27 protein-coding genes are annotated in these 25,022 nt (G+C 73.0%); 12 read left to right on the forward strand and 15 right to left on the reverse strand.

All coding sequences use genetic code 11. The features are described 5' to 3' along the window. Positions 1 to 28: 28 nt before the first annotated feature. Genes BLW04_RS07505 through BLW04_RS07520 form a run of 4 tightly spaced genes read left to right on the forward strand, consistent with a single transcriptional unit; the run spans position 29 to position 4,631 of the window. A complete protein-coding gene (locus tag BLW04_RS07505; RefSeq protein ID WP_091538172.1) occupies positions 29 to 2,035 on the forward strand; it encodes a thioredoxin domain-containing protein in 2,007 nt (668 codons plus the stop codon). 44 nt (positions 2,036 to 2,079) lie between these two features. Further along, positions 2,080 to 2,664, forward strand: a complete 585-nt coding sequence (locus tag BLW04_RS07510; protein WP_091538174.1) for a hypothetical protein — start codon at positions 2,080 to 2,082, stop codon at positions 2,662 to 2,664. Positions 2,665 to 2,684: 20 nt separating this feature from the next. Continuing rightward, on the forward strand, positions 2,685 to 3,344 hold the full coding sequence (locus BLW04_RS07515; protein WP_091538176.1) for a maleylpyruvate isomerase N-terminal domain-containing protein: 660 nt from the start codon (positions 2,685 to 2,687) through the stop codon (positions 3,342 to 3,344). 42 nt (positions 3,345 to 3,386) lie between these two features. Further along, entirely contained in the window at positions 3,387 to 4,631 is a 1,245-nt protein-coding gene (locus tag BLW04_RS07520) for a geranylgeranyl reductase family protein (protein WP_175483938.1), read from the forward strand. Between the two features lie 148 nt (positions 4,632 to 4,779). Here the strand turns inward: BLW04_RS07520 and BLW04_RS07525 are convergent, their stop codons facing one another. Further along, positions 4,780 to 5,610 (reverse strand): PAQR family membrane homeostasis protein TrhA, encoded by an 831-nt coding sequence (locus BLW04_RS07525; RefSeq protein ID WP_091538181.1) that lies wholly within the window; start codon positions 5,608 to 5,610, stop codon positions 4,780 to 4,782. A 115-nt stretch (positions 5,611 to 5,725) separates the two neighbouring features. Here BLW04_RS07525 and BLW04_RS07530 point away from each other — a divergent pair, with 115 nt between their 5' ends. From BLW04_RS07530 to BLW04_RS07555, 8 genes are all read left to right on the forward strand, one after another. Next, entirely contained in the window at positions 5,726 to 6,505 is a 780-nt protein-coding gene (locus BLW04_RS07530; RefSeq protein ID WP_091538183.1) for an isoprenyl transferase, read from the forward strand. A gap of 79 nt (positions 6,506 to 6,584) precedes the next feature. Then, positions 6,585 to 7,802: a DUF885 domain-containing protein gene (locus tag BLW04_RS07535; protein ID WP_091538186.1), complete on the forward strand. Its 1,218-nt coding sequence runs from the start codon at positions 6,585 to 6,587 to the stop codon at positions 7,800 to 7,802. After that, positions 7,802 to 7,999: a hypothetical protein gene (locus BLW04_RS07540; RefSeq protein ID WP_091538189.1), complete on the forward strand. Its 198-nt coding sequence runs from the start codon at positions 7,802 to 7,804 to the stop codon at positions 7,997 to 7,999. Before BLW04_RS07535 ends, BLW04_RS07540 begins: the two co-directional genes overlap by 1 nt. 50 nt (positions 8,000 to 8,049) lie before the next feature. Continuing rightward, a complete protein-coding gene (locus BLW04_RS27400; RefSeq protein ID WP_217630894.1) occupies positions 8,050 to 8,448 on the forward strand; it encodes an ATP-binding cassette domain-containing protein in 399 nt (132 codons plus the stop codon). Between the two features lie 146 nt (positions 8,449 to 8,594). Continuing rightward, a complete protein-coding gene (locus BLW04_RS27405) occupies positions 8,595 to 9,026 on the forward strand; it encodes an ATP-binding protein DrrA1-3 family domain-containing protein (protein WP_217630895.1) in 432 nt (143 codons plus the stop codon). After that, positions 9,023 to 9,226, forward strand: coding sequence for a hypothetical protein (locus BLW04_RS27410; RefSeq protein ID WP_217630896.1), 204 nt, complete (start codon positions 9,023 to 9,025; stop codon positions 9,224 to 9,226). The genes BLW04_RS27405 and BLW04_RS27410 overlap by 4 nt, the downstream gene beginning before the upstream one ends. Then, positions 9,166 to 9,678: an ABC transporter permease gene (locus BLW04_RS07550; RefSeq protein ID WP_217630897.1), complete on the forward strand. Its 513-nt coding sequence runs from the start codon at positions 9,166 to 9,168 to the stop codon at positions 9,676 to 9,678. Before BLW04_RS27410 ends, BLW04_RS07550 begins: the two co-directional genes overlap by 61 nt. A 287-nt stretch (positions 9,679 to 9,965) precedes the next feature. Next, a complete protein-coding gene (locus BLW04_RS07555; RefSeq protein ID WP_091538191.1) occupies positions 9,966 to 11,261 on the forward strand; it encodes a PhoH family protein in 1,296 nt (431 codons plus the stop codon). Positions 11,262 to 11,339: 78 nt separating this feature from the next. Here BLW04_RS07555 and BLW04_RS07560 read toward each other — a convergent pair whose 3' ends face one another. The 14 genes from BLW04_RS07560 to BLW04_RS07625 form a co-directional block, all read right to left on the reverse strand. After that, positions 11,340 to 12,263: a type IV toxin-antitoxin system AbiEi family antitoxin domain-containing protein gene (locus tag BLW04_RS07560; protein ID WP_139306766.1), complete on the reverse strand. Its 924-nt coding sequence runs from the start codon at positions 12,261 to 12,263 to the stop codon at positions 11,340 to 11,342. Positions 12,264 to 12,402: 139 nt separating this feature from the next. After that, the gene (locus BLW04_RS07565; protein ID WP_091538194.1) at positions 12,403 to 12,642 is read right to left on the reverse strand and encodes a hypothetical protein; all 240 of its coding nucleotides are present in this window, start codon (positions 12,640 to 12,642) and stop codon (positions 12,403 to 12,405) included. 22 nt (positions 12,643 to 12,664) lie between these two features. Next, positions 12,665 to 15,352 carry a hypothetical protein gene (locus BLW04_RS26570; protein ID WP_091538196.1) on the reverse strand — a complete coding sequence of 896 codons (2,688 nt, stop codon included), beginning with the start codon at positions 15,350 to 15,352 and terminating at the stop codon, positions 12,665 to 12,667. Continuing rightward, the gene (gene flhA / locus BLW04_RS07575) at positions 15,333 to 17,411 is read right to left on the reverse strand and encodes a flagellar biosynthesis protein FlhA (protein WP_254781159.1); all 2,079 of its coding nucleotides are present in this window, start codon (positions 17,409 to 17,411) and stop codon (positions 15,333 to 15,335) included. Before flhA ends, BLW04_RS26570 begins: the two co-directional genes overlap by 20 nt. A 148-nt stretch (positions 17,412 to 17,559) precedes the next feature. After that, entirely contained in the window at positions 17,560 to 18,699 is a 1,140-nt protein-coding gene (locus tag BLW04_RS07580; RefSeq protein ID WP_091538200.1) for an EscU/YscU/HrcU family type III secretion system export apparatus switch protein, read from the reverse strand. 28 nt (positions 18,700 to 18,727) lie between these two features. Further along, on the reverse strand, positions 18,728 to 19,492 hold the full coding sequence (gene fliR, locus BLW04_RS07585) for a flagellar biosynthetic protein FliR (protein WP_091538202.1): 765 nt from the start codon (positions 19,490 to 19,492) through the stop codon (positions 18,728 to 18,730). 7 nt (positions 19,493 to 19,499) lie between these two features. Further along, positions 19,500 to 19,775, reverse strand: coding sequence for a flagellar biosynthesis protein FliQ (gene fliQ, locus BLW04_RS07590; RefSeq protein WP_091538204.1), 276 nt, complete (start codon positions 19,773 to 19,775; stop codon positions 19,500 to 19,502). Further along, positions 19,772 to 20,629 carry a flagellar type III secretion system pore protein FliP gene (gene fliP, locus BLW04_RS07595; protein ID WP_254781160.1) on the reverse strand — a complete coding sequence of 286 codons (858 nt, stop codon included), beginning with the start codon at positions 20,627 to 20,629 and terminating at the stop codon, positions 19,772 to 19,774. The genes fliQ and fliP overlap by 4 nt, the downstream gene beginning before the upstream one ends. Then, positions 20,626 to 21,063, reverse strand: coding sequence for a FliO/MopB family protein (locus BLW04_RS07600; protein WP_091538206.1), 438 nt, complete (start codon positions 21,061 to 21,063; stop codon positions 20,626 to 20,628). Before BLW04_RS07600 ends, fliP begins: the two co-directional genes overlap by 4 nt. After that, positions 21,060 to 21,806 (reverse strand): flagellar motor switch protein FliN, encoded by a 747-nt coding sequence (fliN, locus tag BLW04_RS07605; protein ID WP_091538208.1) that lies wholly within the window; start codon positions 21,804 to 21,806, stop codon positions 21,060 to 21,062. Before fliN ends, BLW04_RS07600 begins: the two co-directional genes overlap by 4 nt. Next, positions 21,803 to 22,768 carry a flagellar motor switch protein FliM gene (locus tag BLW04_RS07610; RefSeq protein ID WP_091538211.1) on the reverse strand — a complete coding sequence of 322 codons (966 nt, stop codon included), beginning with the start codon at positions 22,766 to 22,768 and terminating at the stop codon, positions 21,803 to 21,805. Before BLW04_RS07610 ends, fliN begins: the two co-directional genes overlap by 4 nt. 108 nt (positions 22,769 to 22,876) lie before the next feature. Then, positions 22,877 to 23,329 carry a flagellar basal body-associated FliL family protein gene (gene fliL / locus BLW04_RS07615; RefSeq protein WP_091538214.1) on the reverse strand — a complete coding sequence of 151 codons (453 nt, stop codon included), beginning with the start codon at positions 23,327 to 23,329 and terminating at the stop codon, positions 22,877 to 22,879. Further along, complete coding sequence (locus tag BLW04_RS07620) at positions 23,326 to 24,252, reverse strand: OmpA/MotB family protein (RefSeq protein WP_091538216.1); 927 nt, start codon at positions 24,250 to 24,252, stop codon at positions 23,326 to 23,328. The genes fliL and BLW04_RS07620 overlap by 4 nt, the downstream gene beginning before the upstream one ends. Continuing rightward, positions 24,249 to 25,019 (reverse strand): flagellar motor protein, encoded by a 771-nt coding sequence (locus tag BLW04_RS07625; protein ID WP_091538218.1) that lies wholly within the window; start codon positions 25,017 to 25,019, stop codon positions 24,249 to 24,251. Before BLW04_RS07625 ends, BLW04_RS07620 begins: the two co-directional genes overlap by 4 nt. Between the last annotated feature and the right edge of the window lie 3 nt (positions 25,020 to 25,022).

Below are 25,022 nucleotides of genomic sequence, written 5' to 3' on the forward strand. Positions count from 1 at the left end.
GTCGGCCCCTTGCGGGTAGGGGAGTGCCGTGCCGAACCGACTCGCCAGCGCGACCTCGCCCTACCTGCTCCAGCACGCCGACAACCCGGTCGACTGGCGCGAATGGGGTGCCGACGCGTTCGCCGAGGCGCGGGAGCGCGGGGTTCCGGTCCTGGTCTCGGTCGGCTACGCCGCCTGTCACTGGTGCCACGTCATGGCCCACGAGTCGTTCGAGGACGCCGAGACCGCCGCCCAGATGAACGCCGGGTTCGTCTGCGTCAAGGTCGACCGGGAGGAGCGACCGGACGTCGACAGCGTCTACATGGCCGCCACCCAGGCGCTCACCGGCTCCGGTGGCTGGCCGATGACGGTCTTCGCCACCCCGGACGGCACACCGTTCTACTGCGGCACCTACTTCCCACCGCGCGGCGGCCGCGGGCTGCCCGGCTTCCGCCAGCTGCTGAGCGCGGTGACCGAGGCGTGGTCGAACCGGCGGGGCGAGCTGGAGGCGGCCGGCACCCAGATCGTGCAGGGCATCTCCGGCCGGCTGGACCTCGGCGACCCGGTGCCGCTGTCGGCCGAGCTGCTCGACGGCGCGATCGCCACCCTCGCCGACATCCACGACCGGCGGGCCGGCGGCTTCGGTGGAGCGCCCAAGTTCCCGCCGTCCATGCTGCTGGAGTTCCTGTTGCGTGCGCACGCCCGCCGCGGTGACGAGCAGAGCTTGCAGATGGCGACCAGCACCGCCGAGGCGATGGCCCGCGGCGGCATCTACGACCAGTTGGCCGGCGGGTTCGCCCGGTACTCGGTGGACGCCTCCTGGGCGGTGCCGCACTTCGAGAAGATGCTCTACGACAACACCCTCCTGCTGCGCGTGTACGCCCACCTGTGGCGCAGCACCGGGCTGCCGTGGGCGCGCCGGGTGGCCGAGGAGACCGCTGCCTTCCTGCGCCGCGACCTGGGCACCGACCAGGGCGGGTTCGCGTCGGCGCTGGACGCCGACACCGAGGGTGTCGAGGGGCTCACCTACGTGTGGACGCCGGCCCAGCTGGTCGAGGTGCTCGGTGAGGAGGACGGCGCCTGGGCCGCGGAGGTCTTCACCGTGACCTCAGCGGGCACCTTCGAGCACGGCAGCTCCACCCTGCAGCTGCTGTGCGACGTTGACGACGCCCAGCGGCTCGCCCGCGTTCGGGCGGAGCTCGCCGCGGCCCGGGCCCGGCGCCCCCAGCCCGCCCGCGACGACAAGGTGGTCACCGCCTGGAACGGCCTGGCCATCGCGGCGCTGGCCGACTTCGGAGCGCTGACCGGCAACGCCGACGCGGTGGCGGCCGCGCGGGCGGCCGCCGAGCTGCTGCACGGCACCCACTGGGTCGACGGCCGGCTCCGCCGGGCCTCCCGGGACGGCGTCGTGGGCGCCCACGCGGGGGTCCTGGAGGACTACGGCGACCTGGCCGAGGGACTGCTCGCGCTGCATGCGGCGACGGGTGAAGGACGGTGGCTGTCCTGGGCCGGCGAGCTGCTGGACGTCGTCGCCGAGCAGTTCGTCGACGCCGACGGCCAGTGGTACGACACCGCCGCGGACGCCGAGGCGCTGATCCACCGCCCGTTCGACCCGGCCGACGGGCCGACGCCGGCCGGCATCGCCGCAGCGGCCGGTGCGCTGGTCGGGTACTCGGCGCTCGTCGGGTCGCCGGAGCACCGGGAACGAGGTGCTGCGGCGCTGGCCTCGCTGGCGCGGCTGGGGACGCAGGCGCCGCGGGCGGCCGGCTGGGCCGCCGCGGTGGGGGAAGCGTTGCTGGCCGGACCGCTGGAGGTGGCGGTGAGCGGGCCGGCCGGTCCGGAGCGGGACGCCCTGGCTGCCGCGGCCCGCGGCTCTACCAGCCCGGGCGCGGTCGTCGTCGTGGGGGAGCCGGACGCCCCCGGCGTCCCGTTGCTGGCCGACCGTCCGGTACGCGACGGCCGCCCGGCTGCCTACGTCTGCCGGGGCTTCGTCTGCGCCGTGCCGGTCGGCGACGCGTCCGCTCTCAGCGCGGCGATGGCGCCCCCTGGCAACTGATTACACGCTTACAGTGTGCGCATCGTCGTCCCGAGGAGGACACCATGCACGCACACGACCGTTTCCCATCCGAGGGCTTTCCGGGCCGGGGCCGCGCCCGAGGCCGTGCCGCGGAGGCGCCGCCCCCGGTCGACCGTGCCGAGGTGGCCGGCTGGTTCGCCGGCCGGCTGCCCGACGAGTGGTTCACCGGCCCGGTCGAACTGCTCATCGACCGGGACGAGATCACCGTGGTCGGGGCCGTCCCGGAGCCCGACGCCGGCGAGGGGGACGCGTCCGCGGCCCGGGCCGGCCGGATCGCCCGGTTCCGTGAGCAGACCCGTGAGCAGCGGATGGGCATCGCCGACGCGGCCCAGGCCCGGTACGGTCGCTCTGTCGCGTGGGGAGCCCGCTGCGGCGACACCCGGGAGCTGTTCACCACGCTGTCCGTGCCGGTGATGACCCGGCTGCGCCAGCCCGAGCGCCAGGTCCTCGACACCCTCGTGGACGCCGGCGTCGCCCGGTCCCGGTCGGAGGCGCTGGCCTGGTCGGTACGGCTGGTCGGCGAGCACACCGAGCAGTGGCTCACCCAGCTGCGGGACGCGATGGCCTCGGTCGAGGAGGTCCGCGCCCGGGGGCCGCAGCTCGATTGACCTGCGAGGGTGGTGGGGTGATGGACCGCCTGGCCCTGCTCGAGGGCGCCTACGTCCCGCTCTCCTCGGTGCTCGGCACACTGGACACCGAGGAGGGCTGGCGGCCCACCGGCTGCGCCGGCTGGGCGGTGCTCGACCTCATCCAGCACCTGCTCTTCGACACCCAGCGCGCCCTGGTCGCGCTGGCCACGCCGGCCGACGTCCCGGCCGACGCCGACGCGGTCGGGTACTGGCGCGCCTGGCAGCCGACCGACGCCGAGAACGCCGCGGACCTCTGGCGGACCCGGGTGACCGCGAGCGCCTCGCGCGGTCTGGCGGCGCTGACCGGCTCCTACGCCGAGGCCACGGCGGCCGTGCTGGTCGCGGCGTCCCGGCTGGACCCGGCGGCCCGGGTGCGCACCCAGGGCCACGTGCTGCGGGTGGGTGACCTGCTGTCCACCCTCGCCGTCGAGGCCGCCGTCCACCACTTGGACCTCGTCGTGTCGCTGGACCGGCCGGGACCGGGCGGGGAGCCACTCGCTGAGGTGCGGATGGTGCTCACGGAGCTCGCCGGCGGGTCGCTGCCGCGCCGCTGGGACGACGCCACCGCGGCCCGGCGCGGCACCGGCCGGTCGCCGTTGACCGCCGCTGACCGGCTGGAACTGGGCCCCGTTGCCGCGCGCTTCCCGCTGTTCGGCTGAGCCGCGACCGGCTGTCCGCGCCGACCAGGGACACTGGGCTCCGTGCCACCCCCACCCGAGCCCGCCAGCACCGACGTCCTGGTGGTCGGGGCCGGTCCGGCCGGTTCGGCGGCCGCGGCCTGGGCGGCGCGCAGCGGAACGGACGTCGTCCTGGCCGACGCCGCGGTCTTCCCCCGGGACAAGACCTGCGGCGACGGGCTGACCCCCCGCGCGATCGCCGAGCTCGACCAGCTGGGGCTGGGGGACTGGGTCCGCTCGCACGGGCGCAACCGCGGGCTGCGGGCGGCCGGCTTCGGGCAGGAACTGCTCCTGCCCTGGCCCGGTGGCTCGCTGCCCGACCACGGGGGCGCCGTGCCGCGCACCGAGCTGGACGCCCGGATCCGGCAGGCTGCGCTGGCCGACGGCGCGGTGCCGCTGGAGGGCGCGAAGGCCGTCGACGTCGAGCGGGACGGCGACCGGGTGGCCGGCGTGGTGTTCCGCCGTCCGGACGGGACGACGAGCACCGTGGCCTGCCGCCGGCTGGTCGTCGCCGACGGCGCCCGCTCCCCGCTGGGCCGGGTGCTCGGGCGGGAGTGGCACCGGGACACCGCCTACGGCGTGGCCGCGCGCGGCTACGTGAGCTCGGGCCGTAGCGACGACGAGTGGATCTCCTCGCACCTGGAGCTGCGCGGCGCGGACGGCGAGCTGCTGTCCGGCTACGGCTGGGTCTTCCCGCTCGGCCACGGCGAGGTCAACATCGGGGTCGGGACGCTGGCCACCGCCCGCCGTCCGGCGGGGGTGCAGCTGAGGTCCCTGCTGGACGTCTACGCCGGCCAGCGCCGCGCCGAATGGCAGCTCGACGGGGCGATCCGCGCGCCGGCCAGCGCGCTGCTGCCGATGGGCGGGGCGGTTTCCGGGGTCGCCGGGCGCAACTGGGCGCTGGTCGGGGACGCCGCCGGGTGTGTCAACCCGCTCAACGGCGAGGGCATCGACTACGGGCTGGAGACCGGCCGGATGCTGGCGGGCCTTCTCGACGAGCCCGACTGGTCGCCGGCCTGGCCGGCGATGCTGCGCGGGCACTACGGCGAGGCCTTCTCCATCGCGCGCCGGCTGGCCGCACTGCTCACCCTGCCGCGCTTCCTGCCCGCGGCCGGCCCGGTGGGCATGCGCTCGCGGACGCTGATGACCGTCGCCCTGCGGGTGATGGGCAACCTGGTCACCGAGGCCGACCGCGACCTCACCGCCCGCCTGTGGCGAGCCGCCGGCCGGCTGTCGGCGAAGCTGGACAAGCGCCCGCCGTTCAGCTGACCTACGGCTGAGTCGGGGACGGAGTCGCTGCGGCCCGGAGGGTCGCTGTGGGAGGCCGGTGCGGCGGCCGGAGGCTGGCCGCCGGCGGCCCACGACGCGGCTCAGCGCCCGTCGGGGACGGCTCCTGGCTGCGGTGCGATCCGAAGGATCACGATGCATACGGACTGTTGTAGAGCGCGAAGTAGACGGCGATGTAGTGGCAGGTCGCCGCGACGATCGTCATGGCATGAAAGAGCTCGTGGTAGCCGAACGTGCCGGGCCAGGGGTTCGGCTTCTTCACCGCGTAGGAGATCGCGCCCAGGCTGTAGAGCAGCCCGCCGGCGGCCAGGAGGACGATGACGGTCACCCCGACCGTCTGCAGGATGTCCACGATGATGAACACCGCCACCCAGCCCAGCGCCAGGTAGATGGGGACGCCGAGCCAGCGCGGGGCGGTCGGCCAGACCATCTTCAGCGCGATCCCGGCGGCCGCACCTGTCCAGACGATGCCGAGGATCCAGTAGCCGGTTGGTTCGGGCACGGCCAGCAGCGCGAACGGCGTGTAGGTGCCGGCGATGAACAGGAAGATCATCGAGTGATCGGCGCGCTTCATCAGCTTCCAGCCGCGCGGTGACCAGCGCCGCCGGTGGTAGAGCGCGCTGACGCCGAAGAGCCCCAGGATGGTCAGGGAGTAGAGGGCGACGGAGAACCCGGCCCGGGCGCCCTGCACCGCGGCCAGTGGGATGAGCACCGCGCCGGCCACGATCGCCCCGAAAAAGGCGAACAGGTGCAGCCAGCCGCGCATCCGGGGGCGGGTGTCGGGGTGGTCGTAGTCCCGGTCGCCGTACTCGGTCAGGGCCCATTCGCCCTGCCTCTCGACGGCCTCGACGTGCTCGCCCTCGGCGTGGACGGCGTCGACGGCCGCGCGCAGCGGTGCCTCGAGCTGGGCCCCGTCGGCGCTGACCCGGACGGAGCCCTCGCGGTCTGAGGAGTCGGTCATGCACCGAGGCTACGGAGGCGTAGGGAGGGCGTCATCCCGAGTGGACTGTGACCCTCGTCGGCCTCGGGGGCGCGGCAGTCGGCCCGGGGGAGACGGTGGTCCTAGGCTGGCCGACGTGGGGGTGCGCGCGAGGGTCCGCGACGTGCTCACCGTCCTGTACGAACGGCGGCTGGCACGGGCGCTGCTGGGCGCCGACATCCCCCGGCACGTCGGTGTGATCATCGACGGCAACCGGCGCTGGGCCCGGGCCATCGGCCTGGCGGACGTCAACGACGGGCACCGCCGCGGGGCGGACAAGATCGTCGACCTGCTCGGCTGGTGCGACGACGCCGGGGTCGAGGTGGTGACCCTGTTCCTGCTCTCGACCGACAACCTGCGCCGTCCCGAGCCCGAGCTCACCCCGCTGCTGCGGATCATCGAGGACGTCGCCGGCGACCTGGCCCGCCCGGGTCGCCGCTGGCAGCTACGCGCGATGGGTGCCCTCGAGCTGCTCCCGGCCGAGACGGTCACCGCACTCAAGCAGGCCGAGGAGGACAGTCGCGACCGGCCGGGCGCCACGGTCAACCTGGCGGTCGGCTACGGCGGGCGACAGGAGATCGCCGACGCCGTCCGGTCACTGCTGGCCGAGCACGCCGAGCGCGGGACGACGCTGGCGGAGCTGGTCGAGACGCTGGAGGTCGACCACATCGCCGAGCACCTCTACACCCGCGGGCAGCCCGACCCTGACCTGGTGATCCGCACCAGCGGTGAGCAGCGGCTGTCGGGTTTCCTGCTGTGGCAGACGGCCAACGCCGAGTTCCACTTCACCGACGTCTACTGGCCGGAATTCCGACGCGCGGACTTCCTGCGCGCGCTGCGCGACTACGCGGCTCGGCACCGCCGCTACGGCGGCTGACCTCTTGGCCGAAGTGGCCACTTCGGCCAAACCGGGGCGGGGCGCGGGCGGGGCGGTCCCGGCTGAGAGGATGCCGTCCATGGCAGCCGGCGCGGTCGACGTCCCTCTCGAGTACGTCCGGCTGGGCCTCCGCTTCGACCGGCTCGAGGCCGGCTTCGTCGACGCCTACACCGGTGACCCGCGGGTCCGGGCGCAGGTCGCCGACGAACCGGCTCCCACGCCGCACCAGCTCCGCGACCGGGCCCGCGACCTGCTCGCCGAGCTAGAGGTGAGTGGCCTGCCCGCCGACCGGAGCGCCTACCTGCGCGGTCAGCTCACCGGGCTGGAGTGCACGGCGCGCAAGTTCGGCGGTGAGCCGGTGGGTTTCGTCGCGGAGGTGGCCGCCTACTTCCAGGTCGACGTCGCCCTCGCCGACCCGGCGACGTACGCCGCCGCGCACACCGAGTTGGACCGCCTGCTGCCCGGCAGCGGCACCCTGGCCGAGCGCTACGCGGTGCACCGCCGCCGTGAGGAGTGCCCGCCGGACCGGCTGGAGGTCGCGGTGCACGCACTGTCCTCCGCGCTGCGCGACCGGGTGCGCGGTCAGTACGGCCTGCCCGAGGCGGAGACCGTGCGCTACGAGGTGGTCACGGACAAGCCGTGGTCGGGGTTCAACTACTACGAGGGTGCCTTCCGCTCCCGGGTGGCGATCAACGCCGACCTCCCGCACCGGCTGGGCCAGCTGCCGCACCTGGTCGCCCACGAGGCCTACCCCGGCCACCACACCGAGCACTGCCGCAAGGAGCGCGGGCTGGTCGAGCGGGCGGCGCGCCTGGAGCACACGGTCTTCCTGGTCAACACTCCCGAGTGCCTGATGGCCGAGGGGCTCGCCGATCTGGGCGTGGAGGCGGCGATCGGGGAGGGCTGGGGGCCGTGGGCCGCCGACGTCCTGGGCGACCTGGGGCTGCACTTCGACGGCGAGCTGGCCGAGCGGATCGCCGCCGCCGCGGCTCCGCTCAACCGGGTGCGCCAGGACGCCGCAATCCTGCTGCACGACCGCGGCGCCGACCCCGACGAGGTGATCGCCCACCTGAAGCGCTGGGGGCTGGTCAGCCACGACCGCGCCGTCCAGCAGTTGCGCTTCCTGACCGACCCGCTGTGGCGCGCCTACATTTCCACCTACGTCGAGGGCTACGACCTGCTCAGCTCCTGGCTGGCCGCCCGGCCGGCCGAGCAGCCGGTCGCCGACCGGTTCCTGCGGCTGCTCGACGAGCCGCTGACCCCGGCGGTGGTCGCCGCCGAGCTCGCCACGGCCTGATGCCGCGCCGCACCGCGCGCGACCGTCGCCTGCTGGGCCTGTGGACGGCGGGCTGGCTTGCGCTGCTGCTCCTCGCCGGGCTGCTGTGGGTGGGTGATCTGTCGTTGCAGTGGCCGGTGCTGCTCGTGCCGGTGATCTGGGCGCTGCTCGCCGTCCGGCCCCGCGCCGATCGGGGCCGACCTCGCCGCGAGGAGTGAGCCCGCCGGGTACTGGCTCGGGACCCGCCGGACCCGGGACACTCGCGGGCGTGATCCACGCCCGCGGCCTCGCCCGCACGTTCCGGAAGAAGAAGCAGACGGTGCACGCCGTCGCCGGCGTGGACCTCGACGTCGAGGCCGGGGAGATCGTCGGCTTCCTCGGACCGAAGGGGGTCGGCAAGACCACCACCCTGCGCATGCTCACCACTCTGCTCGAGCCCACCGCCGGCACCGCCACGGTCGCCGGGTGCGACCTGGTCCGTGACCCGGTCGGGGTGCGCCGGCGGATCGGCTACGTCTCGCAGAGCGGGGCCACGGCTCCCGAGGCGCGCGCCGGTGAGGAGGTGGTCGACCACGCGCGGCTGTACGGCATCAGCACCGCCGAGGCCACCGCCCGCGGCAAGCTGCTGTTCCGCGAGCTGGACCTGGACGGGCTCTGGGAGCGGTAGCCCAAGGCCATGTCCGGCGGACAGCGGCGGCGGCTGGACACCGCCGTGTTCCTGGTGCACGTGCCCGGCCTGGTCTTCCTCGACGAGCCCACCACCGGACTGGACCCGGACGGCCCTGCTGCAGGGACCCGCGCCGAGCTTGCGAGGTGCGGGGGGCAGCAGGGTCCTTCTACTTCCTCACCACCCACTACCTCGACGAGGCCGACGCGCTGTGCGACCGCATCCTGGTCATCGACGCCGGCCGGATCGTGGCCAGCGGCACGCCGGACCAGCTGAAATCCGAGGTCGGCGGCGACGTCCTCACCGTGACCGCGGAGCGTTCCGAGCAGGCCGGCGAGGTCGCCCGGCTGATCGGCGCACTGCCCGGCGCCGAGGTGCTGGGGTCCCAGGTCATCGGCCGGGTGCCCGCCGGCGGTTCCGCGCTGGTGGCGCTCGTGCGGAAGCTGGACGCCGCGGGAATCGCGGTCGCCGGCATCGAGAGCCGCCGGCCCAGCCTGCGCGACGTGTTCCTGGGGCTCACCGGCCGGTCGCTGCGCGAGACCGGCGCCCCCGTCCAGCCCGAGGAGGCCCTCCGATGAACACGCTGGCCCGCGACACCTACACCGTCTTCGCCCGGGCGATGCGGATGTCGTTGCGCATGCCGGCCTGGCTGGTCATCAGCCTGATGCAGCCGGTGCTCTACATCGTGCTGTTCGGCCCGCTGCTGAAGCCGCTGACGTGCCCGGCATCCTGGTGCAGCTGGGCATCTTCGGCGCGCTGTTCGTCGGCTTCGGCCTGATCGCCGAGTACCGCGCCGGGGTCATCGAGAGCCAGCGGGTCCCCCCGGCCAGCCGGACGGCGCTGCTGCTGGGGCGGGTGCTGCGCGACGTCGTCGTCCTGCTGGTGCAGGGCACGCTGCTCGTGCTGGTCTCCATCCCGCTGGGTCTGCGCGCGCCGGTGCTCGGCGTCGTCCTGGCGCTGGTGGTCATCGCCCTGCTCGGCGCGGCGTTCGCGTCGGTGTCCTACGCGCTGGCGCTCACGCTCAAGAGCGAGGACGCGTTCGCACCGCTGCTCAACGCCGTCGTCCTGCCCGTGCTGCTGCTGTCGGGGATCCTCCTGCCGATGACGCCGGCCCCGGGCTGGCTGCAGGCGATCAGCGACGTCAACCCGCTCAAGCCGTGGTCTCCGGGGCGCGCGCGTTCTTCGACGGCGACTACGGCAGCAGCACCGCGTGGTGGGGTGCCGGGCTGACCGTCGCGATGGGCGTGCTCGGCTGGTGGTTCGGGGTGCGACGTTTCCGGCAGGAGTCCAGCTGACGAACTGATCCCACCTGTCACTCGAAAGCGTGTCGATCGGGTGCTTTCGTCGGTGGCGCGGCCTAGCGTCCGCGGTGGAGGACGAGTTCCACCTCGTCGTCCACGGGAGGTCCGGTTGGTGCGACTTGGTTCGTCGACCAGAGGGGCCGCGTCCTGGCCCCTGCGCCGGGGCCCGGCCACCTTCGAGCCGGGGCGCGCTGTGCGCCCCACGGGAGCCGACTCGTGATCATTCGCCGCACGTACGTCCTCGACACCTCCGTCCTGCTGTCCGACCCGGGGGCCCTGCTCCGCTTCGCGGACAGCGACCTGGTGCTCCCGCTCGTCGTCATCGGGGAGCTCGAGGACAAGCGGGACCACCCCGAACTCGGGTGGTTCGCCCGGCAGACGCTGCGCATGCTCGACGACCTGCGGGTGCAGCACGGCCGGCTCGACGCGGCGATCCCGGTCGGTGACCAGGGGTGCACCCTGCACGTCGAGCTCAACCACAGCGACTCCTCCGTGCTGCCGGCCGGTTTCCGCAACGACAGCAACGACAGCCGGATCATGGTCGTGGCGCTCAACCTGCGCGCCGAGGGCAGGGACGTCTGCTTGGTCACCAAGGACGTGCCGCTGCGCGTGAAGGCGGCGGCCGTGGGGCTGGCCACCGACGAGTACCGCGGGCAGGGTGCGGTCGAGACCGGCTGGAGCGGGATGCGCGAGCTGTCGCTGGACGAGGCGGAGATCAGTGCCCTGTACGAGTCCGGGTCGGTGTTCCTCCCGGCGGCCGCGGAGCTGCCCACCCACACCGGGCTGGTTCTGCTGTCCACCCGCGGGTCGGCGCTGGGGCGGGTCACGCCGGACAAGCAGGTGCGTCTGGTGCGCGGAGACCGGGATGTCTTCGGGCTGCACGGTCGCTCGGCCGAGCAGCGGATCGCGCTGGAGCTTCTGCTGGACCCCGAGGTCGGCATCGTGTCGATGGGCGGGCGTGCGGGCACCGGTAAGTCGGCGCTCGCGCTGTGTGCCGGCCTGGAGTCGGTGATGGAGCGGCGGGCACACAAGAAGGTGGTCATCTTCCGCCCGCTGTACGCCGTCGGCGGCCAGGATTTGGGCTACCTGCCCGGCAGCGAGGGCGAGAAGATGGCGCCGTGGGCCCAGGCGGTGTTCGACACCCTCGGCGCGCTGGTCTCCCCGGCCGTGCTCGACGAGGTCATCGGCCGCGGCCTGATCGAGGTGCTGCCGCTGACCCACATCCGCGGGCGCTCGCTGCACGACTCGTTCGTGATCGTCGACGAGGCGCAGTCCCTCGAGCGCGGGGTCTTGCTGACCGTGCTGTCGCGGCTGGGCACCAACTCCCGCGTCGTCCTCACCCATGACGTCGCGCAGCGGGACAACCTGCGCGTCGGCCGGCACGACGGCGTCACCGCGGTGATCGAGGCGCTGAAGGGACACCCGCTGTTCGCGCACGTGACCCTGACCCGGTCGGAGCGCTCGCCGATCGCCGCCCTGGTCACCGAGATGCTGGAGGACCTCCCGCTCTGAGACCGGCTCTTGCGCCGTTCTGTCCGTTCTCGCGCCGTTGCACGACAGCGAGAGCGGCAGCAACGGCGCAAGAGCAGGTCAGCGTCGGCCCCCGCGGGCGAAGGCGCGCTCCAGCCGGTCCCGGATCACCTCTGGGGTGTCGAGTTCGGGCCACGTCCAGCGCGCCATCTGCCAGCCGAGGTCGCGCATCTCGTCCTCGCGCAGCTTCTCCTCGTACACGGCGTCACCCGCTGACTGCCCCGGCCGCAGCAGCCGCCCGTACTTGATGCGACCGTCGAACTCACCGAGGGTCGCGACGTCCTCCCAGCCGAAGTCGCCACGCCCCACGAGCGTGCTGTCCACCCGGCGGACCTCGACCTGGAGGGCCGGTGCGGGCAACCCCAGCCGCCGGAAGAGCACCCGGCTACGGCTCTCGCCGACACTGCCGCTGCGCCCGTCGGCGAACGCCAGGACGCGAGCGGCGCGCCGTGATCCGGGCACGGGGCCCATGCGGTCGAGGCAGGCGGCCAGCCGAGCCGGCGTCGTCGTCCGGCGGCCCAGCGCCGCGTCGGCCACGACGACCGCGGACTCGAACGGCACCGTGCGCGCCAGGTCGATCACGGTGCGCGTGACGTCGGTCAGGACGACGCCGTCCATCACACAGGTCTCCTCCAGCGAAAGCCGCGCCACGTGCAGGCGCAACCGCCTGCTGCCGGTGCCGGCGGACGGCGGCTCCCGGGTCACGTGCACCCGCTCGAAGGGGACCCGCCACAACGGCAGGTCGTGCAGCAGCGCCGCGGAACCGTGGCTGAGCACACCGGGGACCCGGAGTCCGGCAAGGGTGGCGAGGACGACCGCACGGTGGCGGAGGTCCGGCGTCGCGGCCGGCCCGGACAGGTACGCACCGCGCTGCAACCGCTCGAGGTCGTTGCGGCGGACCAACCGAGCGAGCTCTGCGTCGGTGTACCCCTCGGCCAACGCGGCAGCCCGAAGCAGGACGACAGGTGCTGGAGGCCGGGTCACCCGGCGAGCGTGGCCCGATGGTGGGGGTCGAGGAGTGCGGGGCAGCTCACTGCTGTGGACAGCGCGCCTGCTCTTGCGCTGACGCGTGCGCGTTTGCGCCGATGCGATACCGCAAACGCGGGCACAACGGCGCAAGAGCTCAGGAGGTGGCGGGCTCGTCGTCGGCCGGTTCGACCCGGGCCGGCCGCTCCCGCGGCGCCGGCTGCCGGGGTGCGCTGGCGAAGCGGACCAGGGCGACCGCCGCCCAGCCGGCGCCGAGGCACCAGACCAGGCGGGTGGCCACCTCGTCGGCGGTGAGGTCGCCACGCAGGCCCAGCAGGAGCACCGGCACGGCGAGCAGGAATCCGCAGATCAGCACGTCCCAGCGAAACGGACTCACGAAACCGCACCGCCTGTCTGCATCAGTGCATCTCCTCCAGCCGCTCGCACAGCAGGGAGGCCCAGCAGTGCGCGGTGGCGCGGGCGCCGTCGACGCGGGCCACCGGGGCGGTCACGTGGCTCAGCACGGCGGCGGGGTCGGCGGTGCAGTCGGCGTCCTGCACGACCACGGCGTCCAGGCGGGGCAGACCGTCCAGCCAGGGGACGACGTCCTCCAGCTTGCGGGTGGCGTCCACGACGCCCCACACCGCGACCGGCGCCCAGATCGTCAGCATCTGCGCCAGCCAGCCGCCGCCACCGGTGCGCAGCGGCGCGTCGACGGCGACGATGGTGACCGACCCGGCGTCGGCGCTGTGCTCGGCGCGCTGGACAGCGGTCTCCATCGTGGTGATCCGGCTGTGCTCCGGAGCGAGGTAGGCCGCGTCGCTGGGCGTGGCCCACTGCACCCGCGCCGGGTCCAGCCGCAGCGAGACGGCGAGCGACCGGGCGGCGGCGAGGGTCTCCGGACCGGGCCCGACCACCAGCAGCACGTCTCCGGGCTCGGCCGGCACCTCCGGCAGTGCGGGCAGCCGCGCACCCAGCGTCCGGGTCAGCGCCGCGTAGGTGCCCCGGACGGCGGCGTCGGCGGCGAAGTCGGGGGCGATCAGGAACTCGGGCAGGCCCAGGGCCAGCAGCCGGACCACCAGCTCGTCGTCCCGGCTGAGGTGATAGGGCGCCATTTCCTTCGACGTCGAGCGGACCAGCCGGGTGACCGTGGCCAGCCCGCGCTCGGTGTCGCGGGGGGCCGCGGGCAGGCCCAGGGGCAGCCGCAGGTCGCGGTGGGTGTCGGTCACGTCCAGCGCGGTGCTGTCGATCGAGCCACCGGCCGACGCCGGCACCGCCGGGCGGACGGCGGTCGGGCGGCTGCCCGTGCTCGGGCCCCGGTCCAGGGGACGGCGCGGCGGCGGCACCGCCGGGCGGCCCTTGAGCATGGGCGGCTGCCCACCGATGGAGCCCATCCGCTGCGGAGGCAGCAGCGACAGGGGCGGCAGGATCGTGGTGGCGTCCATCGGCATGGGCGCCGGGTCGCTCGCGGTCCGCGCCATCGGCCAGGCGGCCATCGACGGCGTCATGACCAGCGGCTCGCGGTGGGCGAGGACCTCGTGCGCCCGCAGGTCCATGCGGAACTCCTGGGTGCGGAAGTCGTGCGCGTGGACGTCGGGCGTGCGGATGTCGTGCACACGGACCTCCTCCCGGCGGACGTCGGCGATCCAGCCCTCGGTGGCCGTGACCTGGGCGACCGCCGGCACCTGCTCGAACGCGACGTGCTCGACCCCCACCGGCTCGGCCAGCGACCCGGTCCCGAACAGCCCGGCGTCGAACACGGAGTCGTCGAACATCGAGTCGTCGAACAGGTCGTCGTCGAACAGGTCGTCGTCGAGCAGCGCGGCGTCGAGCTCGACGGGTCCGGCGCAGGCCAGGTCGACCGGCGCCTCCTCCTGGACGGTCTCCTCGGCGGTGGTCGCGTCTGCGGCGATCGGGTGCTCCGTCTCGTGGTGCAGGGTCTCGTGGTGCGGGGTCTCGTGGTGCGGGGTCTCGTGGTGCGGGGTCTCGTGCTGCGCGGTCACGAGGGAGGTCCTCGACTCCGGGAAGCGGTGTCGGCCGGTGGCCGTCAGGTCGTCGTCCTCGGCCGCGGGGGCATCGCTTGCGAGGACCCGCTCCATGACGCCTTCGAGCAGGCGCTCGGCGCCGGGATCGGCGGTACCCGGGCCGGCCGCGGTGAGCACCGACTTCAGCGCCGACTGCAGCGAGTCACCCTGGTCCATCGGCTGCTCGGCGACGGTCGCGACGGCCTCCTCGACGAACGGCTCGAACGTCTCCTCGACCTCGACCTCGTCTTCGAACCGCGGCTGGCGCAGCACCGCCGGCTCGACGGGCGCCGGCTCGGCGGAGCGCTCGATGGCATCGTCCACCGCGGCCGAGACCTCGCGGTCGGCCGACATCCGCGCCAGGGCGGCGGTGAACGCAGAGGGGCCGGCGGGCGCGACGGGCGCGGCGGCGACCGGCTCCGGTGTCACGTCGTAGCCGTCCAGCGTGGGCCGGTGGCGCTTGGGTGCGAAAGTGGTCGCCTCCGCCTGGGCGGCGGCGCGCGCCTCGGCGACGGTACGGGCGCGCGGGGTGGCGCCCGCGGGGGCCGCCGTCCGGGACGTGGAACGGGACGGGCCCCCGCCCCAGGGAGAAGCAGCGCTGCGCTTGGGGGTCGCACCCCACGGCGACTCGGCCGGGGCGGTGCTGCTCTTCGGTGTCGCCCCCCACGGGGAGGCAGCCGGCCGGGCAGCAGCCGGCGCGGCGGCGCGGGGACGGCGCTGGGCGACGAGGTCCTCGATCGCCGGGGCCTGCGCGACACCGGTGGAGGAGTACAGCCCGAGCGGCATCTCAGCGGAGGCCGGGCCCAGCAGGTCGGCGAGCTCGACCATCCGGTCGTCCTCGGACGCCCGCGCCCGGGGGGCCCGACGGCCGCCCTCGGCGCCCGGCGCCTTGCGGGCGGGCTCCTCGGCGCGGGCCGCGGGAAGGTCCACCTCGGCGACGAAGCGCTCGTTGGAGAAGAAGCCCATCACCCCGCCCGAGCGGATCCGGCGGACGCCGATGATCTTCACCGACGGCCCGTACTCCTCGCGTGCGGCCGCGATGGCCTCCTCACGCGTGGCGGCCTCAACGGATTGCGACGGCACCGCTCACCACTCCCAGCGACTCGATCTGTGCTGTGCGGGACACCTCGCTGTAGGAGATGACCGACAGCCGGGGCAGGACCTGGCGGACCAGGCGGGACAGGGGGGCGCGCACCTGGGGAGAGCACACCAGGACGGGGGAGAGGCTCATCCGCTCGGCTTCGTCGAGCAGTTCGGTGCAGCCGCGGACCAGGACGTCGACCGTGTGGCCGTCCAGCGCCAGCACCTGGCCGTCGGCGCCCTGGCGGATCGACTCCAGCAGGCGCTGCTCGAAGCCGGGCTCCAGCGTGATGACGTGCAGCCGCTCGTCGGGGGTGACGTAGGGATGGCTGATCGCCGAGCCCAGGGCGGAGCGGGCGGCCTCGACCAGGCCGTCGAGGTCGGTGGAGGTCTTGGCCCGCAGCGACAGCGCCTCGAAGATCCGGACCAGGTCGCGGATGGAGACGTCCTCGTCCAGCAGCGCCTGCAGCACCCGCTGCACCTCGCCGGTGGTCAGCAGCGCCGGGGTCAGCTCGTCGACCACGACCGGGTGCGACCGGCGGACCATCTCGATGAGCAGCCGGACGTCCTCGCGGCCCAGCAGGGCCGACGCGTTCTGCCGCACGACCTCGGCCAGGTGCGTGGTGATGACCGAGGAGCGGTCGACCACGGTGGCTCCGGCCATCTCGGCCTGGCGCTGCAGCTCGGCGGGCACCCACTTGGCGGCAAGCCCGAACACCGGCTCCCGGGTGGGCTTGCCCGGCAGGCCGTCGAGGTGGTCGCCGATGGCCAGCACGGTGCCGGCCGGCGAGGTGCCCTTGGCCGCCGGGACGCCGTTGAGCCAGATGACGTACTGCGAGGCGGGCAGGTCCAGGTTGTCGCGGGTGCGCACCAGCGGGATGACCAGGCCGGTGTCCATGGCGACCTTGCGTCGCAGCGCCTTCACCCGGTCCAGCAGGTCGCCGCCGCGGGCGGTGTCGACCAGCTCCACCAGGTCGAAGGCGACCTCGAGCTCCAGCGGGTCGACCCGCATCCGTTCGGCGATCGCCTCGGGGGAGTCGGGCTGGGCCTCCAGTGCGGCGCCGGGTGCGGCGTCGTCCTCGGTCTCGTCGACGTCGGAGGTCTCGGTCATCTTGAAGGACAGGAGCAGGAACAGCCCGCCGACGAGCAGGAACGGCAGCTTGGGCAGACCAGGGATCAGGCAGAGCGCCAGCGCCGCGCCGCCGGCGATGCGCACCGGCATCCTGTTGCGGCCCAGCTGCTTGAGCAGGTCCTGGCCCATGTCGCCCTCGGACGCCGACCGGGTCACGATCAGGCCGGTGGCCGTGGAGAGCAGCAGGGCGGGGATCTGGGAGACCAGCCCGTCGCCGACGGTCAGCAGCGAGTAGGTGGAGACCGCCTCCCCCGGAGCCAGGCCGCGCTGTATGACGCCGATCGCGAAGCCGCCGATCAGGTTGATCAGGGTCACGATGATGCTGGCGATGGCGTCGCCCTTGACGAACTTGCTGGCGCCGTCCATCGAGCCGTAGAAGTCGGCCTCGGAGGTGACCTCCTGGCGGCGCTTGCGCGCCTGCTTCTCGTTGATCAGCCCGGCGTTGAGGTCGGCGTCGATGGCCATCTGCTTGCCGGGCATGGCGTCGAGGGTGAACCGGGCGCCAACCTCGGCCACGCGACCGGCACCGTTGGTGATGACGACGAACTGGATGATCGTGAGGATCACGAAGATCACCAGGCCGACGATCAGCGATCCGCCGATGACGAAGTGCCCGAAGGCCTCGATCACCTTGCCGGCGTAGCCGTCGCTGAGCACCAACCGGGTCGAGGAGACGTTGAGCGCCAGCCGCATCAGTGTGGCGATGAGCACCAGCGACGGGAAGACGGAGAACTCCAGCGGCCGGCGGATCTGCATGGAGACCAGGAGGATCAGCAGCGAGCCGGTGATGTTGAACCCGAGGAGCAGGTCCAGCACGGCTGCCGGCAGGGGCACCACCAGCATCAGGATGATCGAGACGACCCCGATGGGCACGGCGACCTTGGTCATCTTCTTCACCCGGTCCCCCTTCCTGCTGGACGGGACGGCCACCGAGTGGTGGCTGTCCGCAGGGGAGCCGGCACGCTCCCCACAGCCGTTCTCGGCAGTTGGGCAGGGGCGCGGTACCGATGGCGCGCGCGGTCGTCCCGCGAACCCCACCGGCTCCGGTCGTCCCGGGCGCCCGTCCTGGGACGGCCGCTCAGGCGGCTGCGCGCCGTCCGGCGCGTGGCAGGCCCTCGACGTCCGGGGCATCGAACCCGGGCCGGTGCACCCCGCCGCGCACGCCGCGGGAATTTAGCTGCATGACGAAGGCGAGCACCCGGGCGACCGCGGTGAACAGCTGCGCGGGCACCTCCTGGCCCAGCTCGCAGGAGGCGTGCAGGGCCCGGGCCAGGGGGATGTCCTGCACCATCGGCACCCGCGCCTCGGCAGCCAGGGCGCGCAGCTTGGTCGCCACCTCGCCGGCGCCCTTGGCGACCACGCGCGGCGCACCCCTGTCCGCCTGGTACTTCAGCGCGACAGCCACGTGGGTGGGGTTGATGAGCAGGACGTCGGCGTCCTTGACGTCGGACATCATTCGGTTGCGGGACATCGCCATCTGGGTCGACCGCCGCTGGGCCTTCATCTGCGGGTCGCCCTCGGACTGCTTGTACTCCTGCTTGATCTCGTACTGGCTCATCTTGAGCTGGGCCATCATCTTCTTCCGCACGACCAGGTAGTCGGCGATCGCGATGACCAGCCCGGTGACGCCGACGACGCGGAACATCAGCACCGCGGAGTCCGCGAACACGCTGGTGATCCGGGACAGCGGGAGGGCGCCGGAGGAGCTGACGAGCTCCTGGGCCTTGCTCGAGGTGGTGATGATGACCACGGCCAGCGCGATCGTCTTGATCAGTGCCTTGATCGCCTCCCGCAGGCCCTGCGTGCCGAACATCCGCTTGAAGCCGGAGAAGGGGTTGAGCTTCTTCAGCGTCGGCTTCATCGGCTTGCCCGACAGGCTGACGCCGCCCTGGGCGGCCGAGGCCAGGGTGCCCACGAGCATCATGCCCAGCGCCATCGGCAGCACGGTGCTGAGGAAGGCCATCAGCGCCTGGCCCATCAGCCGGGAGATCGTGGCCGGCTCGGGGTCGTTGGCCACCGCGCCGACCTGCATGAACAGCTCCTGGGCGGCGTCGTAGGCGTTGCCCACCAGCATCGGCAGCAGCACGCTCGCCGCAGCCGCACCCAGCCACGTGCCCAGCTCCTGGGTTCGAGGGATCTGCCCGTCCTTGCGGGCCTTCTTCAGCTTCTGGGGTGTCGGCTTCTCTGTCTTCTCACCGCCGGGCCCGTCCTTAGCCACGTGGTCGCTCCCCTCCGCGGGCCATGGTTCAGCGGCCCCGGAAGGCGGTCATCGCGTGGATCGCCGTGCTCACGAGCGCGTCCAGGGCGGTGGGCAGCAGCGGGAAGGTCAGTCCGAGCAGCGTCAGGGTCAGCATGATCTTGACCGGGAAGCCGAGGGAGAAGATGTTCAGCGACGGCGCGGCCTTCGACAGCAGCGCGAGCGCCACGTCGGCCAGCAGCAGCACGGCGACCATCGGCCCGGCGATCTGCAGTGCGGCGAGGAACATCATCGCCAGCGCCGTCATCATCGCCTGGCCCAGCTGGGCGGTGTCGATCATGCCGCCCAGCGGCAGCCCCTCGTAGGAGGTGACGAAACCGCGCACCAGCAGCAGGTGGCCGCCGCTGGTGAAGAGCAGAGTCGTGGCCAGCAGGTAGTGCAGCCGGCCGATCGAGGAGCTCATGGTCAGCGACATCGGGTCGTAGGCCGGCTGCAAGGAGAACCCCCCCGCCACGTCGATGATGTCGCCGGCCATCTGCACAGCGGCGAACAGCACCTGGACGACGAAGCCCAGCGCCGCCCCGATCACCGCCTCGGTGATCGCCGCGACCACCAGGAACCCGGGGGTGACCGCCGGCATGTCCGCGGTCAGATGCGGGAACACGACCAGCGCGAGGGCGAGTGCGAAGGTGCCCTTGACCGGCATCGGGATGCTGGCGTTGTTGAACGGCGGGGCGAGGACGACGAAGCCGGTCGCCCGCGCGGTGCCCAGCAGCAGCGCCGCCAGGGTCGCCGACGGGACCGACAGGTCCATCGCGGCCTCAGCTCCTGCCGAGCAACCGGGGCAGGTCGGCGAACAGGCCGTTGGTGAACGACACCAGCTCGGAGAGCACCCAGTTGCCGGTCACCAGCAGCGCGATCGCGACGGCGACCATCTTCGGCACGAACGACAGCGTCTGCTCCTGGATCTGCGTCGCCGCCTGGAACAGCGAGATCAGGAAGCCGACCAGCAGGGCGGTGAGCAGAATGGGCGCGGCGATCTTGGCGGCGAGCAGCATCGTGTGCATCGCGATCTCGGTGACGTCGGCGTCGCTCATGAGTACGACCCCACCAACGCGGTGGTGATCAGCGACCACCCGTCGACCACCACGAACAGCAGCAGCTTGAAGGGCAGGGACACGATCACCGGCGGCACCATCATCATGCCCATCGCCATCAATGAGGCGCTGACCAGCATGTCCAGCACCAGGAACGGGATGAAGATGACCAGCCCGATGATGAAGGCGCTCTTGAGCTCCGAGAGCACGAACGCTGGGACCAGGGTCAGCATGCTCACCGACTCGCGGTCGGCCGGCTTCTCCTCGCCCGACAGACCGATCATCAGCTTGAGCTCGTCGTCGCGGGTGTTGCTGAGCAGGAACGTCTTCAGCGGCGCCTCGCCGGCGTCGTAGGCCTGCGAGGCGGTGATCGTCCCGTCCAGGTAGGGCTGAACGGCGACCTCGTTGATGTCGCCGAACACCGGGCCCATCACGAAGATCGTGAGAAACAGGGCGATGCCGGTCAGCACCTGGTTGGGCGGGGAGGACTGCAGGCCCAGCGCGTTGCGGGTCAGCGACAGCACCACGAGCATCTTGGTGAACGAGGTGACCAGCAGCAGTGCGGACGGCGCGATCGACAGCACCGTGATCGCCAGGATCAGGGTCACTGCGGTGGACGGGTTGTCGCCGCCGATCGAGACGTTCAGCCCGCCGTCGTCGACCACGGGGGAGACCGGCGCGGTGGGCGGGGTCGGGGCGGTCGGTGCCGCCGAGGCGGGCCCGGCCAGCACGAACAGTGCCGCCACCGCGACGAGCAGGGTGAGCAGGACCAGCAGCGCGGCGCGCCGGGCCCGTGCGTTCCCGGGGGACACGACGAGGGCGGCGCCGTTCGCGGGGGAGGGGACCAGGGTCACCTGCGCACCGTCCGCTCCCGCAGTTCCGCCACGATCGACGTCCAGGCGCCGCGGTCGAGCACGGAACCGGCGAGCGCACCGGAGCCGCTGCGGGCGGCCAGCGCCGTCGGGGGCGCGAGGGCCGAGCCGTCGCCCGCCGCGGCGGCCAGGGCCACGGCCCGGGGCGAGGCGGCGAGCGCGGTCTGCACCTCCTCCTCCTCCTCGACCTCGGCGAGCAGGGTGACCTGCTCGTCGGTCGAGCCGACGACCAGCACGCGGCCGGCGACCCGGAGCACCGAGACGCTGCTGGCCCGGCCCATCCGCTGGCGGGCGACGACCTCGATCAGCCCGTTGCCACCACCGAGTCCGCGCTTCTTGGCCAGCCGGGAGGCGAAGGCGAGCACCGCGGCGATGAAGGCCAGCGAGAAGACCAGCCGGACGATCATCCACGTCATGACTGGGCGTGCCCGAAGTCAGCCGCGTCGGTCACAATCTCGCTGATCCGCAGCCCGAAGTCCTCGTCGACCACGACGATCTCGCCGCGGGCGATGAGCGTGCCGTTGACCAGCAGGTCGGCCGGGGCGCTGGCCGCGCGGTCGAGCTCGATGACCTCGCCGGGGTGCAGGGACAGCAGTTCCTGCACCGTCATGCGGGTCCGGCCGATCTCGACGGTGACCTCCATGGCCACGTTGCGCAGCAGGTCCAGGCTGCCGCGCTGCTCGCGCTGTACCGGCAGGGTCACCTGCAGGGCGAAGGTGGCCTCGACGACGCCGCCGGCGACCAGCGGCACCGCGAGGTACATGCCCTTGTCGCGCAGCCCGTCGAGGGCGGCGACGGCCTCCTCGACCCGCTCGGCGGATACCCGGACCCGGCCGAGGGTCGCCGCGGCGGCCTCGAGCGCGGGCCGCAGCGCGGCCGCGACGTCCATCCGGCCCACGGGGGAGTTGGCCAGGGCGGCGACGACCTCGGCGGAGACCACCAGGACGACGTCGCCACTGACCTCACCGGCCAGCCGGGCGGTCACCGCCGAGGCCCCCTCGGGGGGCAGCGGCGTGGCCTCCGGGTCGGCGATGGGCTCGCCGGCGCTGAGCGGGGCGGCGGCCGGCAGCAGGCCGGCCGCCGCCTGCGCCGCGGCGACGACGGCTGCGGCGATGGTCTCGGACTCGGGCGAGCGCTCGATGCCGAAGGCGGTGGTCATGAGGGGTCCTTTCCGCCGGTGGGGTCGGGGACGATCTCGGCGGCCAGTCGGCGCCGGTGGTTGCTGGCGATCGCGTGGGCGAACGTCACGTCGTTGGTGGTGACCTCCAGCGGGCTGTCCCGCGGATGGCGCAGAAGCAGCACGTCGCCGACGGCCAGGGTCAGCAGGTCCGCGGAGGGCACCTCGAGCGGGGCGAACCGGACGCTGACGTCCACCGGCACGTGGCTGAGCCGCTCGGTCAGCGCCTCGGTGGCCTTCTGCCGCTTGCGCAGCGCGGACTCCGACAGCTGCGGGGAGGCGGCGTTGATCAGCGCTCCGGCGAAGGAGGAGAACGGCAGCACCAGGGTGGCCCTGGGCTCCCGGCTGCCGATCCGCATCTCGTAGGTGGCCACCATGACCGTCTCCGAGCCGGAGGCGACCTGGGCGAGCTGCGGGTTGTACTCGAGGCCGGCGAGCGCGGGCTGCAACGGCGTGATGTGCGCGAAGGCGCTCGCCAGCTCGTTCAGCAGCCGCTCGAGGAGGTGACCGGTGATGGTCGACTCCATCGCCGTCATCGGCCGGTCCGGCTGCTCGCCGGCGCCGGAGCCGCCCAGCATGTGGTCGACGATGGCCATCGCGGCGTCCAGCGGGTAGGCGATGAGGCCCTTGCCCGGCAGCGGCTCCAGCGAGAAGGTCGCGATGAAGACCGGCGTGGGGAGCGTGGCGATGTAGTCGTCGTAGGAGAACTGCTCGATCCCGAGGAGCTCCATGCGGGCACCGGTGCGCAGCATCGAGGTCAGGATGGTGGTCGCCTGGCGGGCGAAGCCCTCCTGCGCGATCTGCAGGATCCGCACGTGCTCGCGGGAGAGCTTGGTCGGCCGGCGGAAGTCGTAGGTGCGCGGCTCGCTGCGGCGGCGGCCCGACCCGGCGGGAGGCCGGGGGGCGCTGCTGGGCGCTTCGGCAACGGTGTCGGGCAGGCTCACGACCCACTCATCGGCGGGGGTGGGGCCGGTCCTGACCGGCCAGCACCCGACGAGCACCCGCGAGGGGCGCACGCCGGGTTCTGTGGGTACGGGAGTGGACTGCTGTGACTACTGGGTGACGTACTCCGTGTAGTAGATCGACATCACGGTGTCGTGGTACGCGTGCGCGATCGACTCCTGCAGCGCGGCCTTCATGGCCTCGCGGTTGGTCTGCACGTCCCCGAGTGCGGCGCCGGAGAACTGGGCGATGGCCAGGTCCAGCGCCTTGGCCCCGTTCGGCTCGGATCCGTCTCCCGCCGACGCGTCGGCGGTGAACTGCAGGGCGATGCCGAGCTTGAGGTAGCTGCCGCCGGCCAGGTTGATGGCGACCGGGTCGATCTCCAGGACCGCACCGGGCTCGGGCTCGGCCGCCTCGGCGCTGCCGCCGGAGAAGACGAGGAAGTACGCCCCGGCCCCGATGACCAACACGGCGGCCAGCGCGATGACGAGCAGCTTCTTCTTGCCGCCCTTGGTGCCCTCCTCGTCGGTGGCGGCGTCCTTGTCCTTCGTCTTCCTGTTCACGGTTGGCTCCCTTCTGAAGTGGCGTCGATGCCGGGCAACAGTGCGTTGGCCTCGGCCGAGGCGGTGGACAGCACGACGATGTCGACGCGCCGGTTGACGGACAGGGCGTTCGGGTCGGAGTCGGGCACCAGCGGCCGGGTGTCGCTGTATCCGGTTGCCGACATCCGGCCCTCCGGGACGCCGTCGGAGTCGGTCAGGTGCAGCAACACGGTGGTGGCCCGGACGGCGGAGAGGTCCCAGTTCGACCGCCACGGTCCGCCCCGGGTCACCGGCAGTGAGTTCGCGTGGCCCTCGACGCGCAGCTGCTCCTCGAGGGTGGCGAGCGTGGGCCCGAGGGCGTCGAGGACCCGGCCGCCTTCGGGGCGGAGGTCGGCCTCCTCGGCGTCGAAGAGCACCTCGTCGGCGACGACGTGCACGACCAGGCCCCGCTCGTCGATCTTGAAGGTGGCCGCGTCCGGGTAACCGGCCTGGGCCAGGGCCGCGGCGAGTGCGTCCCGGGCGGCGGCCAGTCGGTCGTACGCGGCCTGCGCCTCGGCCGCTGTCTGCTGGGCCTCCTGCTTGGCCACCTCGGCGGCGGCCTTTGCCTCGGCGTCGGTCTGCGCGGTCCCGTCGATAGCGGCCTGGGACTGCACCTGCACCGGCTGGAGCGGGTCGGTCGTGTCGGTCTCCAGCGCAGCGCCGTCGTTGAGGATGGTGACCGGGGCGCCGAAGCCCTGCTGCAGCCCCTGCGAGAACGCGCTGAACTTGGTGACGTCGACCTGACTGAGCGCGTACAGCACGATGAACAGGCACATCAGCAGCGTCACCATGTCGGCGTAGGAGACGAGCCACCTCTCGTGGTTCTCGTGCTCCTCCTCCTCGTGCTTCTTGGCCCGGCGTCCGCCGTGGCCACCATGGGCGCCGGCGGGCTTCTTCCCGCTCATGCCGCCTCGCGTTGCTGTTCACCCGGCGGCACGAGCGAGGTGAGCTTCTGCCGGACGGTGCGCGGGCTGGTGCCGGCCTGGATCTCGGCGATCCCCTCGACGAGCAGCTCCATCTGGGCCGCCTGGAGGTCGCTGGTCCGGGTGATCTTGGCGCCCATGGGCAGCCAGAAGACGTTGGCCGACAGCACGCCCCACAGGGTGGCGACGAAGGCGCCGGCGATGAGCGGCCCGAGGCTGTCGGGGTTGGACAGGTTCTCCAGCACGTGGATGAGTCCGACGACGGTGCCGATGATGCCGATCGTGGGGGCGTAGCCGCCCATGGCGTTGAAGAACTTGGCGGCGACCTTGTCCTCGGCCTTCTTGGCCGCGATCTCGCCCTCCATGATGGCCCGCAGGTCCTCGGGGTCGGTGCCGTCGATGCTCATCTGCAGGCCGCGCTTGAGGAAGGGGTCGTCGATCGACTTGACCTCGGCCTCCAGGGCCAACAACCCCTCCTTGCGGGCCTTCTCGGCCAGCTTCACCAGGGTCTGGATCCGCTCGGTGACCGGGGGGATCGCCGGCGGCAGCGCGGCCATCTTGAACCAGCCGCCGATCTTCTTGACGTCGGTCATGGTCGAGCCGGCTATCGCGGCACCGAAGGTGCCGCCGAAGACGAGGAGCATCGGGGGTAGCAAGATGATGGCCATGGGGGACGAGCCCTCCATGATCATGGTGACCAGCAGGGCGACGGTCGCCAGACCGAAACCGATCAGGGTGGCCGGGTCCATGGG

It is taken from the genome of Modestobacter sp. DSM 44400 (genome assembly GCF_900107175.1).
Classification (GTDB): domain Bacteria; phylum Actinomycetota; class Actinomycetes; order Mycobacteriales; family Geodermatophilaceae; genus Modestobacter.

What these genes read in the sequence shown, in the direction of transcription:
- BLW04_RS07510 (WP_091538174.1), top strand. Translation starts at nt 2,080, where the DNA reads ATGCACGCACACGACCGTTTCCCATCCGAGGGCTTTCCGGGCCGGGGC.
- BLW04_RS07515 (WP_091538176.1), top strand. Translation starts at nt 2,685, where the DNA reads ATGGACCGCCTGGCCCTGCTCGAGGGCGCCTACGTCCCGCTCTCCTCG.
- BLW04_RS07525 (WP_091538181.1), bottom strand. Translation starts at nt 5,610, where the DNA reads ATGACCGACTCCTCAGACCGCGAGGGCTCCGTCCGGGTCAGCGCCGAC.
- BLW04_RS07535 (WP_091538186.1), top strand. Translation starts at nt 6,585, where the DNA reads ATGGCAGCCGGCGCGGTCGACGTCCCTCTCGAGTACGTCCGGCTGGGC.
- BLW04_RS07540 (WP_091538189.1), top strand. Translation starts at nt 7,802, where the DNA reads ATGCCGCGCCGCACCGCGCGCGACCGTCGCCTGCTGGGCCTGTGGACG.
- BLW04_RS27410 (WP_217630896.1), top strand. Translation starts at nt 9,023, where the DNA reads ATGAACACGCTGGCCCGCGACACCTACACCGTCTTCGCCCGGGCGATG.
- fliR (WP_091538202.1), bottom strand. Translation starts at nt 19,492, where the DNA reads ATGGACCTGTCGGTCCCGTCGGCGACCCTGGCGGCGCTGCTGCTGGGC.
- fliQ (WP_091538204.1), bottom strand. Translation starts at nt 19,775, where the DNA reads ATGAGCGACGCCGACGTCACCGAGATCGCGATGCACACGATGCTGCTC.
- BLW04_RS07600 (WP_091538206.1), bottom strand. Translation starts at nt 21,063, where the DNA reads ATGACGTGGATGATCGTCCGGCTGGTCTTCTCGCTGGCCTTCATCGCC.
- fliN (WP_091538208.1), bottom strand. Translation starts at nt 21,806, where the DNA reads ATGACCACCGCCTTCGGCATCGAGCGCTCGCCCGAGTCCGAGACCATC.
- BLW04_RS07620 (WP_091538216.1), bottom strand. Translation starts at nt 24,252, where the DNA reads ATGAGCGGGAAGAAGCCCGCCGGCGCCCATGGTGGCCACGGCGGACGC.
- BLW04_RS07625 (WP_091538218.1), bottom strand. Translation starts at nt 25,019, where the DNA reads ATGGACCCGGCCACCCTGATCGGTTTCGGTCTGGCGACCGTCGCCCTG.